At 71.2% G+C, this 15,106-nt stretch carries 13 protein-coding genes; 10 read left to right on the top strand and 3 right to left on the bottom strand.

Features of this window, described 5'->3' with window-relative positions:
* Window positions 1-131 precede the first annotated feature (131 nt).
* From VYL96_RS10965 to VYL96_RS10945, 5 genes are all read left to right on the top strand, one after another.
* Entirely contained in the window at window positions 132-1,322 is a 1,191-nt protein-coding gene (locus tag VYL96_RS10965) for a resuscitation-promoting factor (RefSeq protein ID WP_131886506.1), read from the top strand.
* Window positions 1,319-2,239 (top strand): 16S rRNA (adenine(1518)-N(6)/adenine(1519)-N(6))-dimethyltransferase RsmA, encoded by a 921-nt coding sequence (gene rsmA, locus VYL96_RS10960; RefSeq protein ID WP_061913923.1) that lies wholly within the window; start codon window positions 1,319-1,321, stop codon window positions 2,237-2,239. The genes VYL96_RS10965 and rsmA overlap by 4 nt, the downstream gene beginning before the upstream one ends.
* Before the next feature lie 10 nt (window positions 2,240-2,249).
* Window positions 2,250-3,302, top strand: coding sequence for a 4-(cytidine 5'-diphospho)-2-C-methyl-D-erythritol kinase (locus VYL96_RS10955; RefSeq protein WP_131886507.1), 1,053 nt, complete (start codon window positions 2,250-2,252; stop codon window positions 3,300-3,302).
* A gap of 2 nt (window positions 3,303-3,304) precedes the next feature.
* Window positions 3,305-5,257: an ABC-F family ATP-binding cassette domain-containing protein gene (locus tag VYL96_RS10950; RefSeq protein ID WP_131886508.1), complete on the top strand. Its 1,953-nt coding sequence runs from the start codon at window positions 3,305-3,307 to the stop codon at window positions 5,255-5,257.
* A gap of 349 nt (window positions 5,258-5,606) precedes the next feature.
* Window positions 5,607-6,386 carry an endonuclease domain-containing protein gene (locus VYL96_RS10945; protein WP_131886509.1) on the top strand — a complete coding sequence of 260 codons (780 nt, stop codon included), beginning with the start codon at window positions 5,607-5,609 and terminating at the stop codon, window positions 6,384-6,386.
* A gap of 257 nt (window positions 6,387-6,643) precedes the next feature.
* On the opposite strand, the gene VYL96_RS10940 is transcribed toward VYL96_RS10945, so the two are convergent.
* Together VYL96_RS10940 and VYL96_RS10935 are read right to left on the bottom strand one after the other, a co-directional pair.
* Entirely contained in the window at window positions 6,644-7,348 is a 705-nt protein-coding gene (locus VYL96_RS10940; protein WP_131886510.1) for an HAD hydrolase-like protein, read from the bottom strand.
* Window positions 7,345-8,001, bottom strand: coding sequence for a TetR/AcrR family transcriptional regulator (locus VYL96_RS10935; protein WP_131886511.1), 657 nt, complete (start codon window positions 7,999-8,001; stop codon window positions 7,345-7,347). The genes VYL96_RS10940 and VYL96_RS10935 overlap by 4 nt, the downstream gene beginning before the upstream one ends.
* Before the next feature lie 121 nt (window positions 8,002-8,122).
* Between VYL96_RS10935 and ppk2 the strand changes: the two genes are divergently transcribed.
* The 3 genes from ppk2 (at window position 8,123) to VYL96_RS10920 (ending at window position 11,296) form a co-directional block, all read left to right on the top strand.
* Window positions 8,123-8,983 carry a polyphosphate kinase 2 gene (gene ppk2, locus VYL96_RS10930; RefSeq protein ID WP_131886512.1) on the top strand — a complete coding sequence of 287 codons (861 nt, stop codon included), beginning with the start codon at window positions 8,123-8,125 and terminating at the stop codon, window positions 8,981-8,983.
* An 84-nt stretch (window positions 8,984-9,067) separates the two neighbouring features.
* Window positions 9,068-10,111: an enoyl-CoA hydratase/isomerase family protein gene (locus VYL96_RS10925; RefSeq protein ID WP_063972826.1), complete on the top strand. Its 1,044-nt coding sequence runs from the start codon at window positions 9,068-9,070 to the stop codon at window positions 10,109-10,111.
* Between the two features lie 54 nt (window positions 10,112-10,165).
* Window positions 10,166-11,296, top strand: a complete 1,131-nt coding sequence (locus VYL96_RS10920; RefSeq protein WP_131886513.1) for an AI-2E family transporter — start codon at window positions 10,166-10,168, stop codon at window positions 11,294-11,296.
* Window positions 11,297-11,821: 525 nt separating this feature from the next.
* Here the strand turns inward: VYL96_RS10920 and VYL96_RS10915 are convergent.
* Entirely contained in the window at window positions 11,822-12,964 is a 1,143-nt protein-coding gene (locus VYL96_RS10915; protein WP_061917901.1) for an IS630 family transposase, read from the bottom strand.
* Here VYL96_RS10915 and VYL96_RS10910 point away from each other — a divergent pair.
* Window positions 12,963-13,427: a hypothetical protein gene (locus VYL96_RS10910; RefSeq protein WP_254425955.1), complete on the top strand. Its 465-nt coding sequence runs from the start codon at window positions 12,963-12,965 to the stop codon at window positions 13,425-13,427. The two genes, VYL96_RS10915 and VYL96_RS10910, sit on opposite strands and share 2 nt — an antisense overlap.
* A gap of 68 nt (window positions 13,428-13,495) precedes the next feature.
* A complete protein-coding gene (locus tag VYL96_RS10905; RefSeq protein ID WP_329437300.1) occupies window positions 13,496-14,971 on the top strand; it encodes an IS1182 family transposase in 1,476 nt (491 codons plus the stop codon).
* Window positions 14,972-15,106 lie beyond the last annotated feature (135 nt).

The following is a 15,106-nucleotide window of genomic DNA, read 5'->3' as shown; positions in this document are numbered from 1 at the left end:
TCGTCGTCGTCACATCAATGCACGTCAGGGGGTGGCGCGTTGCCGACGCTCCACCGCCTCGTTACGCTACCGTGATGAAACGCGGACGGCCGTACGGTCGTTCACGGGCGATACGAGGAGAGAACCGACCAGTGGCTGACGACGCACGGACCGACACCCCCACGGGCGCCCGACCCGACGGGACGCGGGGCCTGCTCGACCCCATCCACCGCCTCCACGGATCCCGCTCCACCATGTTGCGGCTGTCCGTGGCCGGGATGCTCACCACCCTCGTCGTGGGCGGTGTCGCGGCGCTGGACCAGCGCACCACCTACACCCTCGAGGTCGACGGCTCGCCCGTCGAGCTCGTCACCTTCAGCTCCGACGTCCACGCCGCCCTCGAGGAGGCCGGCTACAGCGTCGACGAGCGTGACGTCGTGATCGCGCCCGACGACCGGCTCGGCGACGGTGACACGGTCACCCTCCTGCGCGCCCGTCCCGTCACCCTCGAGGTCGACGGCCGCAGCGAGCAGGTGTGGACCACCGCCACCACCGTGGCCGACCTCGTCTCCGAGCGCGGCGACATCCCGCCGCGCAGCTACGTCACCCCGCGCATCGACACCGACGTCCCGCTCGACGGCGCGACCGTCTCCGTGGTGACCCCGCGCGAGCTGCTCCTGTCCGACCACGGCGGCCCGGCCACCCCGTTCGCCTCCCCGGGCGACACCGTCGGGGAGTTCCTCGAGCGCGCCGGCATCACCCTCGGCCCGCAGGACACCGTCTCCCCGCCCGCCGACGCGCCCGCGGAGCCCGGCACCGCCGTCACCATCACCCGCGTGGCCGTGGCGACCGAGACCGCGGTCGAGCCCTACGACGCGCCCGAGCAGACCGTCGAGGACCCCGAGGCGTTCGAGGGCGAGCGCACCGTCACCGAGCCCGGCACCCCCGGCGAGCGCGAGGTGCACTACACCGTCACCCGAGTCAACGGCGTCGAGACCCAGCGCGAGCGCAGCGCCGAGAACGTCCTCACCGAGGCCCGCCCCGCGGTCGTGCGCGTCGGCACCAAGCCGCGCCCGGCCGTGCCCGAGTCCTCCCGCGGCGGCGTGTGGGACTCGATCGCCGCCTGCGAGTCCGGCGGCGACTGGGCCATCAACACCGGCAACGGCTTCTCCGGCGGCCTCCAGTTCCACCCGCAGACGTGGATCGGGCACGGGGGCGGCCAGTACGCGCCGAGCGCCCACCTCGCCACGCGCGAGCAGCAGATCGCGATCGCCGAGAAGGTCCAGGCCTCGCAGGGCTGGGGAGCCTGGCCCGCCTGCACCGCGAAGCTGGGACTGCGCTGACCGGTCCGGACGCGACCTTCCGCGGGGAGGCCGAGCCACTCGGTCCGCAGGAGGTGCGCGCACTCGCCGCCGAGCTGGGCGTCACGCCCACCAAGACGCTCGGGCAGAACTTCGTCCACGACGCCAACACGGTCCGCAAGATCGTCACCGCGTCGGGCGTGGGCCGCGACGACACCGTGATCGAGGTCGGCCCCGGCCTCGGGTCGCTGACGCTGCCGTTGCTCGACGCCGCCGGACGCGTGGTGGCCGTGGAAATCGACCCGGTCCTCGCCGCGCGGCTGCCGCGCACGGTGGCCGAGCGGGCGCCGCGGCTGGCCGAGCTGCTCACCGTCGTGGGCGCCGACGCCCTGGCCGTGTCCGCCGCCGACCTGGGCGAGCCGTCTCCCACCGCGCTCGTGGCGAACCTGCCGTACAACGTGTCGGTGCCCGTGCTCCTGCACCTGCTCGCCGAGGTGCCCACCCTGCGCACGGCGCTGGTCATGGTGCAGCTCGAGGTGGCCGACCGCCTGGCCGCCGCGCCCGGCTCCCGCGTGTACGGGGTGCCCAGCGTCAAGGCCGGGTTCTTCGGCACCGTCCGCCGCACCGGAGTGGTGGGCCGCAACGTCTTCTGGCCCGTGCCCAACGTCGAGTCCGGCCTCGTGCGCATCGACGCGTACCCCGAGGCGCCGTGGGACCTGGGCGCCGAGCATCGCCGGCGGGTGTTCGCCGTGGTCGACGCCGCGTTCGCGCAGCGGCGCAAGACCCTGCGCGCCGCGCTGTCCGGCTGGGCGGGCTCCGGCGCGGACGCCGAACTCGCCCTCACCGAGGCCGGGGTCGACCCGCGGGCCCGCGGCGAGCAGCTCACCACCGCCGACTTCGTGCGCGTCGCGGCGGCGGCGGCGCGGCTCGGGATCGGGCCGGGGCACCGCGAGCCGTAGGCTGGTGGTCATGCCCCGCGACGTGTTCACCCCCGACGGCGCGCGCGCCGTGACGGCCGTCGCCCCCGCCAAGATCAACCTCCACCTGGGCGTCGGCGACGCCCGCCCAGACGGCTTCCACGACCTGCTCACCGTCTATCGCGCCGTGGACATGTGGGAGCGGGTCACCGTGTCGTTCATCGGAGACGGCCCGGGGCCGGGCGCCGCAGGACGCGGTGGCGCGTCCGGCGCCGGGGCGCGCGGTGCGGGACCCGACGACGACGAGATCACCGTCACCGGGCCGGGGGCCCCGCAGGTGCCCACGGACCGGACCAATCTCGCCGCCCGGGCGGTCGATCTGCTCCGCGAGGAGGCGGGGGCGGACGCCCGGATCGCCATCCGGATACACAAGGGCGTCCCCGTGGCCGGCGGGATGGCCGGCGGGAGCGCGGACGCCGCGGCCGCCCTGGTGGCCACGGACCGGCTGCTCGGTCTGGGACTCGGCCGGGCGGCGCTGGAGGAGCGGGCCGCGCGGCTGGGCAGCGACGTGCCGTTCTGTGTGCGCGGCGGGACCGCGCTGGGAACCGGGCGCGGCGAGAAGCTCGCGACGCTGCTGCACGCGCGTGCCGAGCAGCACGTGGTGGTGGCACTCGCCCACGGCGGACTGTCCACCCCGACGGTGTTCGCCGAGCTCGACCGGCTCCGCGCCGAGCGGTCAGTGCCGCGTGCGGGCGGCGTCGAGTCGCTCGTCGAGGCCCTCGCCGGCGACGACCCCACCGCCGTCGCCGCCCTGCTGGCCAACGACCTGGAACCCGCCGCGCTCTCCCTGCGGCCCGCCCTGCGCAAGACGCTGCGCACCGGGCAGGAGGCCGGCGCCCTGCACGGAATGGTCTCCGGCTCCGGTCCCACCTGCCTGTTCTTCTGCTCCGACCGCGACCACGCGATCGCCGTGGCCGCGGAGATCAGCGAGTCCGGCGTCGCCCGCGAGGTACGCGTCACCCGCGGCCCGGTCGGCGGCGCCCACATCATCAGCGACGACCCGTCCGGCGTCACCGGCCCCTGCGTCGACCCCACAGGAAAGTAGAGATGGCCCCCACCAACCTCATCAACCTCGAGCAGGGATCGATCTCCTTCGGCATCCGCCAGGTCCTCGACAACGTCTCCCTGGGCGTCAACGCCGGCGACCGCATCGGCGTCGTCGGCCTCAACGGTGGCGGCAAGACCACCCTCCTGGAGATCCTCACCGGCGTCGCCGAACCGGACTCCGGGCGCGTCTCCCGCGTCTCGGGCCTGCGGATGGCCGTGGTCACGCAGCGCACCGAGCTCGCCGCCGACACGGTGGGGGAGGCCGTCGTCGGCGGGCTCGGGCTGGCCGTCCACGAGTGGGCGGGGGACGCCCGCGTCCGCGCGGTCCTCGACGGCATCGGCATCCACGACCTGGGGCTCGAGACCCCCGTCGCGGACCTGTCGGGCGGCGAGCGACGGCGGGTGTCGCTGGCCGCGGCGCTCGTGCAGGACCTGGATCTGCTGGTCCTCGACGAGCCGACCAACCATCTCGACGTCGAGGGCGTCCAGTGGCTCGCGGACCACCTCGTCGGGCGATCGAGCGCGCTCGTCGTCGTCACCCACGACCGGTGGTTCCTCGACACGGTGGCCACCCGCACCTGGGAGGTCGTCGACGGCCGCGTCGAGCAGTACGAGGGCGGCTACAACGACTGGGTCTTCGCGCGCGCCGAGCGCGACCGGCAGGCCGCCGCCACCGAGTCGCGGCGGCAGAACCTCATGCGCAAGGAGCTCGCCTGGCTGCGCCGCGGCGCCCCCGCCCGCACCTCCAAGCCCCGCTACCGCATCGAGGCCGCCGAGGCGCTGATCAAGGACGTGCCGCCGCCGCGCGACTCCCTACAGCTGTCGAGCTTCGCGGCGCGGCGGCTGGGCAAAGTCGTGGTGGAGCTCGAGGACGCGCGCCTCGACGCCCCCGACGGCCGGACCCTCGTCGACGATCTCACCTGGCGGCTCGCGCCCGGCGAGCGCATCGGCCTGGTCGGCGTCAACGGCTCCGGCAAGACCACCCTGCTGCGCGCCCTCGCGGGGGCGGCTCCGCTGGCGGCCGGCCGGCGCAAGGAGGGCAAGACCGTTCGCATCGGCTGGCTCAAGCAGGAGCTCGACGACCTGCCGCTCGACCAGCGCGTGCTGGAGGCGATCGAGGACGTCGCCACCCGCGTGGCGTTCGGCAGGGACGAGCTCACCGCGTCGCAGCTCGCCGAGCGGCTCGGCTTCTCGCCCGCCCGCCAGCGCACGCCCGTCGGTGACCTGTCCGGCGGGGAGCGGCGGCGGCTGCAGCTCACGCGGGTGCTCATGGACGAGCCCAACGTGCTGCTGCTCGACGAGCCCACCAACGACCTCGACATCGACACCCTGCGGCAGCTCGAGGACCTGCTGGACGGCTGGCCCGGCACGATGGTCGTGATCTCCCACGACCGCTACCTCGTCGAGCGCATCTGTGACTCCGTATGGGCGCTGTTCGGCGACGGCCGGCTGACCAACCTGCCGCGGGGGATCGACGAGTACCTCGAGCGCCGGCGCGCCGCCGGGGCGGCGGGGGACTCGGGGAAGGTCGGTCGCGAGTTGTCCGCTGGCTCCGCGTCCTCGCCCGCCGCCAGCGGATCGGGTGCGGGTTCGGCGTCGGGCTCCGGCGGCGGCTCCGGCTCGGCGACCGGTGCGGGCAGCGCGGGCTCCGGCTCCGGTTCGGCGGCCGGCTCGGGCGGCTCGGCTAGCGCGGGCGGTGCGGTCGGCGCGGGCTCGGGGCTGAGCTCCGCCGAAGAGCGCGCGCTGACCAAGGAGATGTCCAAGATCGAGCGCCAGATGGGCAAGCTCGACTCCCGCGAGGCCGAGCTCCACCGCGAGATGGCGGCGGTGTCCGAGGGTGCCATGGACACCGAGAAGCTGGCGGCCCTCGATCGCGAGCTCAAGGATGTCTCGGCCGAAAAGGACGCGCTCGAGGAGCGGTGGATGGAGCTGGGCGAGCAGCTCGAGGGCTGAGCCCGCCCGCCGTCCGCCAACTTTGCTGTAGCTACTGCGAAATCAGGGCCGGGATTTCGCAGTAGCTACACCAAAATCGGGTTAGTGGTGGGACGCGGGCCGGGGACGACGGCCGGGGAGGTGAGCATGCGGGTGCGCGGGCGAACATTCCGCGCCTCGGGCATGTGGATGGTCGTCGTCTCTGTCCACAGCAGCGCTCGCAGCCGGGTCAGGACGGGCCGAGCGGGTCGACTATGAGCACGTGCCAGCACCTCGAACCGGAGATCCGTTCCTCGGCAGCGACGCCGTCTCGTCGGGTCGGCTGACTCCCTATCAACTGCGGACGACCCAGCGTCGACTCTTTCCCGACGTGTATATCGATGCCGCGGTTCCTCTGCGGGCTCGAACACTGGTGGCCGGGGCGTTCCTATGGGCGCCCGCGGAATCGGTGATCGGCGGGCTCGGTGCGGCGTTGTTCCATCGCGAGCGCTGGTATGCGCGGGAAGCGGTGAGTCGGTCGATCGACGTGTACTCGGCGGGGACACCGCGCGCGACGACCGGCGTGCGCATCCGCAGACTGACCCGGGAACTGCCGACGGAGCACGTGGTCACCGTCGGCGGAATCCGGGTCACCTCTGCCGCACGGACCGCGGTGGACGTGGCGCGCTGGGAGTGCGACGACGACATCGCGATCGCCAAGATCGACGCGATCTGCAACAGGGCTGGGATCGACGTGGACGCCGTGGCAGCAGCGGCAGAGCACATGAAAGGGCTGCACGGGGTCCAGCGCGTGCGCGATCTCCTCCCGTTCTGTGACAGGCGGGCGGACTCGCCGCCGGAGACCAGACTCCGTTTGATGCTCGTACGCGGCGGCCTGCCGGCGCCGACCCCGCAAGTGGTGATCTACAACGAGTACGGGGAGAAGATCGCGACAGCCGACCTGGCGTACGAGGGGCAGAAGGTCGCGATCTTCTACGACAGTGAACTCCACCGCGAGAAATCCGCCTGGGAGTTCGACGCGTGGGCGAACGCAGAACTTCTCGAACTCGGATGGGTGCCGCTTCGGGTCACCGCCCAGATGATGCGCCACCCTCCGATGCTCCTCAGGCAGGTCCGGGCGGCTCTCATGCGGCAATCGCGGCAGACGTGAAGAGCACAGAGGGGTGGTCTGACATCTGCCGCCGCGCGAGGGGTGAGTGAGCCGCGAGGCAGCGATTCCGGTAAGCCCCCTGGAGCGAGCTGAACGGTGCCCTGCCCCCGAGGTTTGGTGGCACCACTGCGAAGTAGCCGGTCGATTCTCGCAATGGTGCCGACAAAGCTTGGGGCGGGCGGCGCAATGGTCGGCGGGCTACATAACGCTCGACGCGCGGCGAGGGGCCGGTGAACGGCGGCGGGTTCGAGCAGTGATCAGCCGGCGGCGGAGTGGATCGCCTCCAGGAGGGCGTCGGTGTCGGTGAGGTTCGGCAGGACGGTGTGGGCCCCGGCGGCGGCGAGGTCGTCCGCGGTCACCCGACCGGTCGCGACCGCCACGCAGCCGGCGCCCGCGTCGAGCGCGCCCCTGACGTCATGGACGTGATCGCCCACGACCACCGCGCGCGCCGGTGACACGTCGAGCCCGCGATCCGCGGCCGCGGCGACCGCCTCCCGCACGAGGTGGGCACGGTCGGCGTGGTGGTCACCGAACGCGCCGAGGTCGGGGTCCGGCAGCCCGTTGAACCCGCAGAGCCGCAGCTTGAGCAGTGCGGTCCGGCGCATGTTGCCCGTGACGATCCTCTGGTGCAGCCGCGGGTCCGCGGCCAACGCGGCGACCGCCTCGTGGGCTCCGGGCAGGGGACCGCCCCCACCGGCCAGGAGATCGCCGGAGAAGGTCTCGCACCGCCGGGCCACGGCGTCCATCAGGGAGGTGACCACCTCGTCGTCGTGCCCGCTCATCCCGTTCAACTCGAGCAGGTCGGTGAGGATCGCGCGGTCGGTCCGCCCGGCGAACGACGCGCCGAGTACGGGCTCGCGACCCAGGAAGTCGGCGAGGGTCGGTGTGATCATGCGGGCGCCGAAGCCGACCGGGTCGAGCAGGGTGAGGTCGAGGTCCCACAGGACCAGCACGGCGGTCACGCCTCGCCCGACCCCGCTCCGCCCGGCCCGGCGCCCGGCCCCGCTCCGCCCGGCCCGGCGCCCCACGCCGCACCGTCCCGGCTCGCGCCGTCCGACCCCGCCTTCGTGAACGTCTGCATCAGCGGCGCGAGCCAGGTGGTGAGGAAGGCGCGCAGGTCGTCGTCGGAACGGGCGGCGGGCGAGTCGAGACACAGGACGGACCAGCCGACGTGCATGCCGACATCGGCGACGAGGTCCAGTCTCCCGGCCAGCTCGGGGAAGCGCTCGGCGGCGGGGGCGAGGAGCGCCATGCAGTACTCGTGGGTGCGGGCGGCCGCGCCCGGGTCGAACATCGGGTTGGCGCCGCCGCCCAGCGCGAGCACCCGCAGCAGGGGGTCACCGAGGACGCGGTTGCGGCCCTCCACCGCGATCCCCACGATCAGCTCGAGCGGCGAGTCGGAGTTCTCCAGCAGGTCGGCGAAGGCGCCGGTCAGCATGGTGAGCCGCTCGGCGACTGCCTGGGAGACGAGTTCCTCGCGGGAGCCGAAGATGGAGTAGATGGTCTGGCGGCTGACATTCGCCTGCTTGGCGACCGCCGCGATCGTGACGCCGCCGAAGCCGGCCCGCCCGATCACTTCTCGGGCGGCTTCGAGGATCGAGTCACGGGACCGCATCTTCTTACCTTAGAAGACAAAGTCGACGTCGCGTCGCACGATGCGGTCGAGAGACCTCTCGGCGTCGATCGGCCCGGTGAATCGGGTGGCCGGGTGGCCACGGGTCCGTAGGATCGTGCCCATGAGCGACAAGAAGTCGTCGGGCAAGGGCGGCGCCAAGAAGAAGGACCGGCTGCCGAGCGGGCTGGAGAAGCTACCGAAGAAGGCCTACGAGTCCGAGCTGAAGCGGCTGCAGGCCGAGCTGGTCGAGATGCAGGCGTGGCTGCGCGAGACCGGCAACCGGCTGGTGGTCGTGTTCGAGGGCCGCGACGCCGCGGGCAAGGGCTCGGCGATCAAGCGCATCACCCAGTACCTCAACCCCCGGCACGCCCGGGTGGTGGCGCTGCCCGCACCGACGGAGGTGCAGCGGACCCAGTGGTACTTCCAGCGCTACATCGAGCACATGCCGGCGGCCGGGGAGATCGTGATCTTCGACCGGTCCTGGTACAACCGGGCCGGCGTCGAGAGGGTGATGGGCTTCTGCACGACCGACGAGTACCGGCGGTTCCTCCACCAGGCCCCGATCTTCGAGCGGCTGCTGGTCGAGGACGGGATCATGCTCCGCAAATACTGGTTCTCGGTGTCCGACGAGGAACAGGAGCGCCGCTTCCGCTCGCGGCACTCCGACCCGATGCGCCGCTGGAAGCTCTCGCCGATGGACCTCGAGTCCATCACGCGGTGGGAGGATTACAGTCGGGCGAAGGACGAGATGTTCATCCACACCGACATCCCCGAAGCCCCGTGGTTCACCGTCGAGTCTGAGGACAAGAAGCGGTCGCGGATCAACGTCATCTCGCACCTGCTGTCCACGGTGCCGTGGGAGCAACTCGAGCCGCCGGAGCTGGAGATCCCCGAGAGGCCGGAGGGCTCAGGCTACGAGCGCCCGCCGCGCGAGGAGTTCAAGTACGTCCCCGACGTGGCCGCGCGTCTGCTGAAGGGGTGAGGTCGCCGGGGCGTGGGGGGGCATTGAGGTAGGATTTCCTAGTATCTGCGGGTCGGTCGGCGCGCGGCCTGACACACTGGGGCCATGAGTGAATACGTCATCTCCCGGCGCGAAGGCCGGATGCAGCACATCGTCCTGGACCGCCCCAAGGCCCTGAACTCGCTGGATCTGCCCATGTGTAGGGCGCTGCACACGGCACTCGACGAGGCCGCGCAGGATCCGGGTGTGGAGGCCGTGGTCACCACCAGCACGTCCGAGAAGGCGTTCTGCGCGGGCGGTGACATCCGAGCGCTGCGGGACGCGGCGGCGTCGGGGGATCACGCGGCCAACCGGGAGTTCTTTTCGGAGGAGTACGAGATGGATCTGGCGTACCACACGCACCGCGTGCCGACGGTGGCCGTCATCCACGGCGTGGCGATGGGCGGCGGCCTGGGCATCTCGATCAACGGCTCGCATCGCGTGGTCACCAAGAAGGTCATGATGGCGATGCCGGAGACCGCGATCGGCTTCATCCCCGACGTCGGCGCGAGCCACTTCCTGCCGCGCCTGTGCGGCGGCGGCGCGCGCGGCCTGGCGGTGGCGATCTACCTGGGCACGACGGGCGTGCGGATGAACTCCGCCGACGCCCTCTACACCGGTCTGGCGACGGACCTGATCGACGACGACGAGCGCAACGCCTTCGTCGACGCCATCGGTGCGAACGGTCTGCCGGAGGCGCTCCGGAGGTTTGGTCTCGAGCGCTCCGCAGCGGGGGAGTCGGCTGTCGAGGCGCGGATCGAGCGGATCGAGGACGTCTTCTCCCGCGGGACCGCGCAGGAGATGATCGCGGCCCTGGAGTCCGGCGAGCAGGACGAGTGGGCCACGGAGACGCTCGGCATGCTGCGCTCGCACTGCCCCACGTCGATCGTGGCGACCATCGAGCTGCTGCGTGCCGGTGCCGAGGCAGCGGACCTGCGGGAGTGCCTGGACAATGAGCTGGCGTTGGGCGCGTGGATCACCGCCCGACCGGACTTCGTCGAGGGTGTGCGCGCCGTGGTGATCGACAAGGACCGCAACCCCACCTGGGATCCCGCGGATCTCGACGCGGTGGACGTCGACGGGATCCGGGCGGCGCTGGCCGGGAACTGACCCGGCTACTCTGGGCGGCGTCCGGCGCGCTGGGCGCCGCCCACGAGGAGGACCATGACCACGACCGGTGACAGCCCCGCGACGTCAGCACCTCACGAGGAGCCCAAGGGCTGGGGCATCGCGGGCGTGACCGTCGTGTCACTCGCCGCCGCGGTCGTGGTCCTCTGGGGGATATCGGAGCACGCGAGCCTGCTGATGCCGGCGTTCCTGGCGCTGAACCTGGTCATCGCCGCCCAGCCCCTGCAGCGGCTGCTGCAGCGGGCAGGGCTGCCCCGCTGGGGGGCGATGATCATCGTCCTGCTGGTGCTCTACCTGCTGCTGGCCGCGCTGGTCGGGATGCTCGTGTGGGCGTTGTGGGTCGCCGCGGAGGAGATCCCGCAGTATCAGGACAAGTTCGTCGCCCTCTACGAGCAGAGCCTCGAGCTGCTCGGCGGGTTCGGCGTGAGCCAGGACCAGGTCGCGTCGAGCCTGCAGGGTGTCCTGGACCCGGGGACCATTATCGGCACGGTCCAGAACGTCGCAGGCCAACTGTCCGCAGCCGGCGGTCAGCTCACCGTCCTGATCATCGCGCTGACCTTCCTCGTGTTCGACATCCCCGGCATCTTCCGCCGCCGGGCGGCGATCGCCCGCCAGCGGCCCCGGTTGGCCGACGCCCTGGGCTCGTTCACCGACGGGGTGAAGTCGTACTGGATCGTCTCCACGGTGTTCGGGCTCATCGTCGCGGTGATGGACGCGGTCGCCCTGTGGATTCTCGGAGTGCCGCTCGCCCTGGTGTGGGGCGTGCTCGCCTTCGTCACCAACTACATCCCGAACATCGGCTTCGTGTTGGGCCTGGTGCCGCCGGCGCTGTTCGCGCTGCTCACCGGCGGGCCGGGCGATGCCATCTGGGTGGTGGTGATCTACAGCGCCATCAACCTCGTGATGCAGAGCTTCATCCAGCCCAAATTCACCGGTGACGCCGTCGGGCTCACGCCCACCGTGACGTTCCTGTCGTTGGTGTTCTGGTCGGCGGTCGCCGGCCCGCTCGGTGCGATCCTCGCGGTCCCGCTCACGCTGATGGTCAAGGCGTTCCTCGTGGACGCGGACCCGCGGATGGGGTGGTTCTCGACGTTCCTCACGACACCGGACGCGGACGGCCGGCGGGGGAGGCGCCGCGCGGAGAGGCTGGACGCCGCCGCCCGCTGACCGGGCCTCGTCTAGCGCTGCCGGCGATCTGTCGCCCGCCCGCCTGCTTCGGCGAGTGGTCGCATATGCCGCCCTGGGTGGCGCGCCACCTGGGAAGACGTGGGCGGGTGTGACCGCTCGCTGTCGGGCGGAGGGCTGGCGCGCAGGCGCGCACGCGGACCCGGCCCGGAGCGGGTGCTGCGTCGCCGCTACCGTTCGCTCATCGGGCCTCGTCGCCGGTCTCCGCTGCCTACCTCCCGCCCGCCCCGACGCCGCCTGCTTCGGCGAGTGGTCGCAGATGCCGGCCTGGGCGGCCCGCCGCCTGGGAAAACGTGGGCGGGTGTGACCTCTCGCCGTGGGGCTGTGCGTAGGCGCGCGGGTGAGCGTTCGGGTCCTGGCCCTGGTGCGCGCGTGGGGGCCGATCAACGCGGCACGCGGGCCGGGGTGCGCGGCGGGAAGCACGCGGGCGCGGCGGAAGCCCGTGGTGCGCGTCGAGCTCGGCGGCCGTCGGGTCGCTAGTGGGCATCTCCGTTAGTTCGTCGGGGGTCATGCTGCGCGGAGGGTGCCGTCGTTGTTGAGGCGGTCGAGGTGGCGGTTGAGGTCGTCGCGGGTGTACTTCCAGCCGAACGGTTCGGCGCTTCGGTTGTAGCGATCCTGGAACGCGAGGATGCGTGCGGCGAGATCGTCGAGGTCTGCGAAGTCGCCGGTGGCGATGGCTTTGCGCTGCAGGATCGAGAAGTAGATTTCGACCTGGTTGAGCCACGAGGCGTGCACCGGAAGGTGCACCAGGACCGCGTTGGGAAACGCATGACGCATCCGGTCTTTCGAGGCCTGACCTGCGTGGGATGAGCCGTTGTCGACGACCCAGAACACTCGCTTCGCGGATGCGTATGGCTCTTGGGTCATCACCTGCTCGACCAGTTCGGTGAACGGGGCGATCCCTGTCTTGGGTGCGGTCATCCCCATCACGCGGGCCTGGTGGACGTCGTAGGCGGCGAAGTAGGCCAACGTCCCACCGCGGCGGTACTCGAACTCCACGCGCCGCGGCTGACCGGGCCTGGCGGGAGTCTCGGCGTGACGGCGTTTGAGGGCTTGGAGCTGTGATTTTTCGTCCGCACTGATGACGTACTCATCGTCGCCGAGAGCAACGCCGTTCCAGCGCCGGTGGTACAGGTCCAGCACCCGGGCGGCCTTGACGGCGAAGTCGGGGTCGCGGGGAAAAATCCACGACCGGTGCTGCCACGGCTTGATCGCATCTGCGGCCAGCCAGCGCCCGATCGTCGCCGACGCCACGGGGCGCACCAGCCCTGTGGCCACGGCGTGGGCTCTCAACTCGGCGGCCGACCATCTGGTCAGTGGCAGACCGTGGTCAGCCGGGCGCGTACACGCCAACGCTTTGACCTGGGCGACCTCGACGGGGGTGAACACTCGCGGTCGTCCCGAGCGGGGCCGATCTTTGAGACCCTCCAGGCGCTCGGTGCAGAACCGATGCCGCCACTGGCGCACCGTGTCTTCGCACACCCCGACCTCGCGGGCGATCGCAGCGTTGGCATCACCGGCAGCGGCCGCCAGGACGATCCGGGCTCGCAGTACATCGCGGTGCGCACAACGAGCAGCGTGCGCGCGGCGGGTCAGCACGTCGCGTTCTTTGCCGGACAGGATGACGATAACGGCGCTGGTGGGAGGCATGTTCATTTCTGACGCACCCAGCGGCGCCCGCCAAGCCGCCACGCCGGAACAAGCCGAAAGTCGAGGGCGAGAAACGGCGGCGGCGATGATGGAGACCATGGCCAAGATCCCCGACTCGACACAGACCTCACTGCGACAGAAACTCCTGGCCCGCGCTGCCGAACGGTGGCCCCAGATCCAGGCCCTGCACACCCGCTACCGGGCCGGATTCGCCTACATCGATGCCACCTTGACCGACGGGGACGAAGTCAAGCTCTGCCGACTGCGCTACGCCGGATCAGCCAGCCAGTGGGGTTTTGCGATCTACCGCGCCAGCCACGACGACTACCAGCAAGCCGCCCTGCCAAACGGATGGCCCTCAGGCACTCCCGCAGAAGCCCTCGACACCGCCTGCGGCCTCTATCTCGGCGACCCCACCGCCTGGATCACCGACCCCCGACGAACTAACGGAGATGCCCACTAGGAGCGTGGGTCAGTAACACGCCAGTTCAGGTCCGCTGATGGGGCGGGTTCGGCGGGATAATTGTCGTCATGGGCGAGGAAGAGTTGTTCGCCGCCGAGGAGTTCCGCGTCGAGCGGGCTGACCGGCAGGGCGAGGTCGAGCCGGTGGGCGCAGGCAAGACATTTCGGGCGTTCGACCCGGGCCAGGGGTTGTTGCTGCCGCCGTCGCTGGATGACTGGCTTCCGGCCGATCATCTGGCACGGTTCGTGGCGGATCTGGTCGATGAGCACCTGGATTTATCGCGGATCTACGTCTCCTACCAGGAGGGGCGCGGGGCCCCGCCGTACGATCCGCGGTTGATGGTGCGGTTGCTGATCTTCGGCTACACCACGGGGGTGCGCTCCTCCCGCGGGATCGAGAAGGCCTGCACCGACATCGTCGCTTTCCGGTGGTTGGCGGCCGGGGCGGCCCCGGACTACCGCGCGATCGCCAGGTTTCGCAAGAGGCACCTGGCCGCGCTGGGCAACCTGTTCTTGCAGGCGTTGGCGTTGTGCCAGGCCGCCGGGATGGTCACGCTTGGACAGGTCGCGCTGGATGGGACGAAGCTGCGGGCGAACGCCTCCAAACGCAAGGCCATGTCGTACGCGCGGCTGACGGACAAGGAGAAGGTACTGGCCCAGGAGGTCTCCGATCTGCTGGCCGCCGCCGAGGCCATCGACAAGGCCGAGGACGCCAAGTTCGGCAAGAACCGGCGCGGGGACGAGCTGCCCGATGAGCTGGCCCGCCGAGAGTCTCGCCTGGTCAAGCTGCGCCAGGCCAAAGCTGCTCTGGAAGCCGACGCCGCCGCCGATGCGGCGGAGAAGGCTGAGGCTAAGGCCCGCGGTAAGGGCGAAGACGAAGACACCGTCGCGCAGAAGGCCGCTGAGGCCGCCGAGCGCGCCACGCCCAGGCCGAAGGCCCAGCGCAACTTCACCGACCCGGAGTCGAAGATCATGCTCACCGGGGACGGGTCGTTCGCTCAGTGCTACAACGGCCAGGCCGTGGTCGATGCCGCCCATCAGATCATCGTGGCGGCCGAGGTCAACGACTGTGCCGCCGACGTCGGCAACCTCATCCCCATGACCGAGCAGGCCATCAGCAACACGGGGCAGGCCCCGAAGCAGATGCTCGCCGATGCCGGGTACTGCTCAGCCGCGAACCTCGCCGCCTCCGCCGAGGTCACCGGCGAGCAGGGCACCGAGTTCTTCATCGCCACCGGACGACAGCGCAGCGGGGAACCGGCGCCGATCGCCCCCCGGGGACCGATCCCGGCCAGCGCCACGGACAAGCAGCGCATGGCCCGCAAGCTCGCCACGAAGAAAGGCCGAGCGGTCTACGCCCGGCGCAAAGCGATCGTCGAACCGGTCTTCGGACAGATGAGCACCCTGCAGAACGGCAAGCAACTCCTGATTCGCGGTCTGGACGCCGCCCGCGGTGAATGGCTACTGCTCGCTGCCTGCCACAACCTGCGAAAGCTCCACGGTCATATCGGCGCCACCGGGCTCGGCGGCCTCCAGATCGCCTGAACTGGCAGGCCCGGGCGACCTACAGGCTGACCCGCGGACTGAACGCCATCACCGCGGCTTCGCAAACCGAATACCTGGCCGCCAGTGACGCCGGCCCGAGCGCAACGCTCTCACGCACTCCGCCGTACTCTCGGC

Origin of the sequence: Dietzia maris, from assembly GCF_036287335.1 — a bacterium.
Classification (GTDB): domain Bacteria; phylum Actinomycetota; class Actinomycetes; order Mycobacteriales; family Mycobacteriaceae; genus Dietzia; species Dietzia cinnamea.
Note: the sequence above shows the minus strand (reverse complement) of the source record. Positions and strands in the feature narration are given on the sequence as shown.

Coding starts and splice junctions, on each gene's coding strand:
- VYL96_RS10955 (WP_131886507.1), top strand. CDS start 2,250: ATGCCCCGCGACGTGTTCACCCCCGACGGCGCGCGCGCCGTGACGGCC.
- VYL96_RS10950 (WP_131886508.1), top strand. CDS start 3,305: ATGGCCCCCACCAACCTCATCAACCTCGAGCAGGGATCGATCTCCTTC.
- VYL96_RS10935 (WP_131886511.1), bottom strand. CDS start 8,001: ATGCGGTCCCGTGACTCGATCCTCGAAGCCGCCCGAGAAGTGATCGGG.
- ppk2 (WP_131886512.1), top strand. CDS start 8,123: ATGAGCGACAAGAAGTCGTCGGGCAAGGGCGGCGCCAAGAAGAAGGAC.
- VYL96_RS10925 (WP_063972826.1), top strand. CDS start 9,068: ATGAGTGAATACGTCATCTCCCGGCGCGAAGGCCGGATGCAGCACATC.
- VYL96_RS10920 (WP_131886513.1), top strand. CDS start 10,166: ATGACCACGACCGGTGACAGCCCCGCGACGTCAGCACCTCACGAGGAG.
- VYL96_RS10910 (WP_254425955.1), top strand. CDS start 12,963: ATGTTCATTTCTGACGCACCCAGCGGCGCCCGCCAAGCCGCCACGCCG.
- VYL96_RS10915 (WP_061917901.1), bottom strand. CDS start 12,964: ATGCCTCCCACCAGCGCCGTTATCGTCATCCTGTCCGGCAAAGAACGC.
- VYL96_RS10905 (WP_329437300.1), top strand. CDS start 13,496: ATGGGCGAGGAAGAGTTGTTCGCCGCCGAGGAGTTCCGCGTCGAGCGG.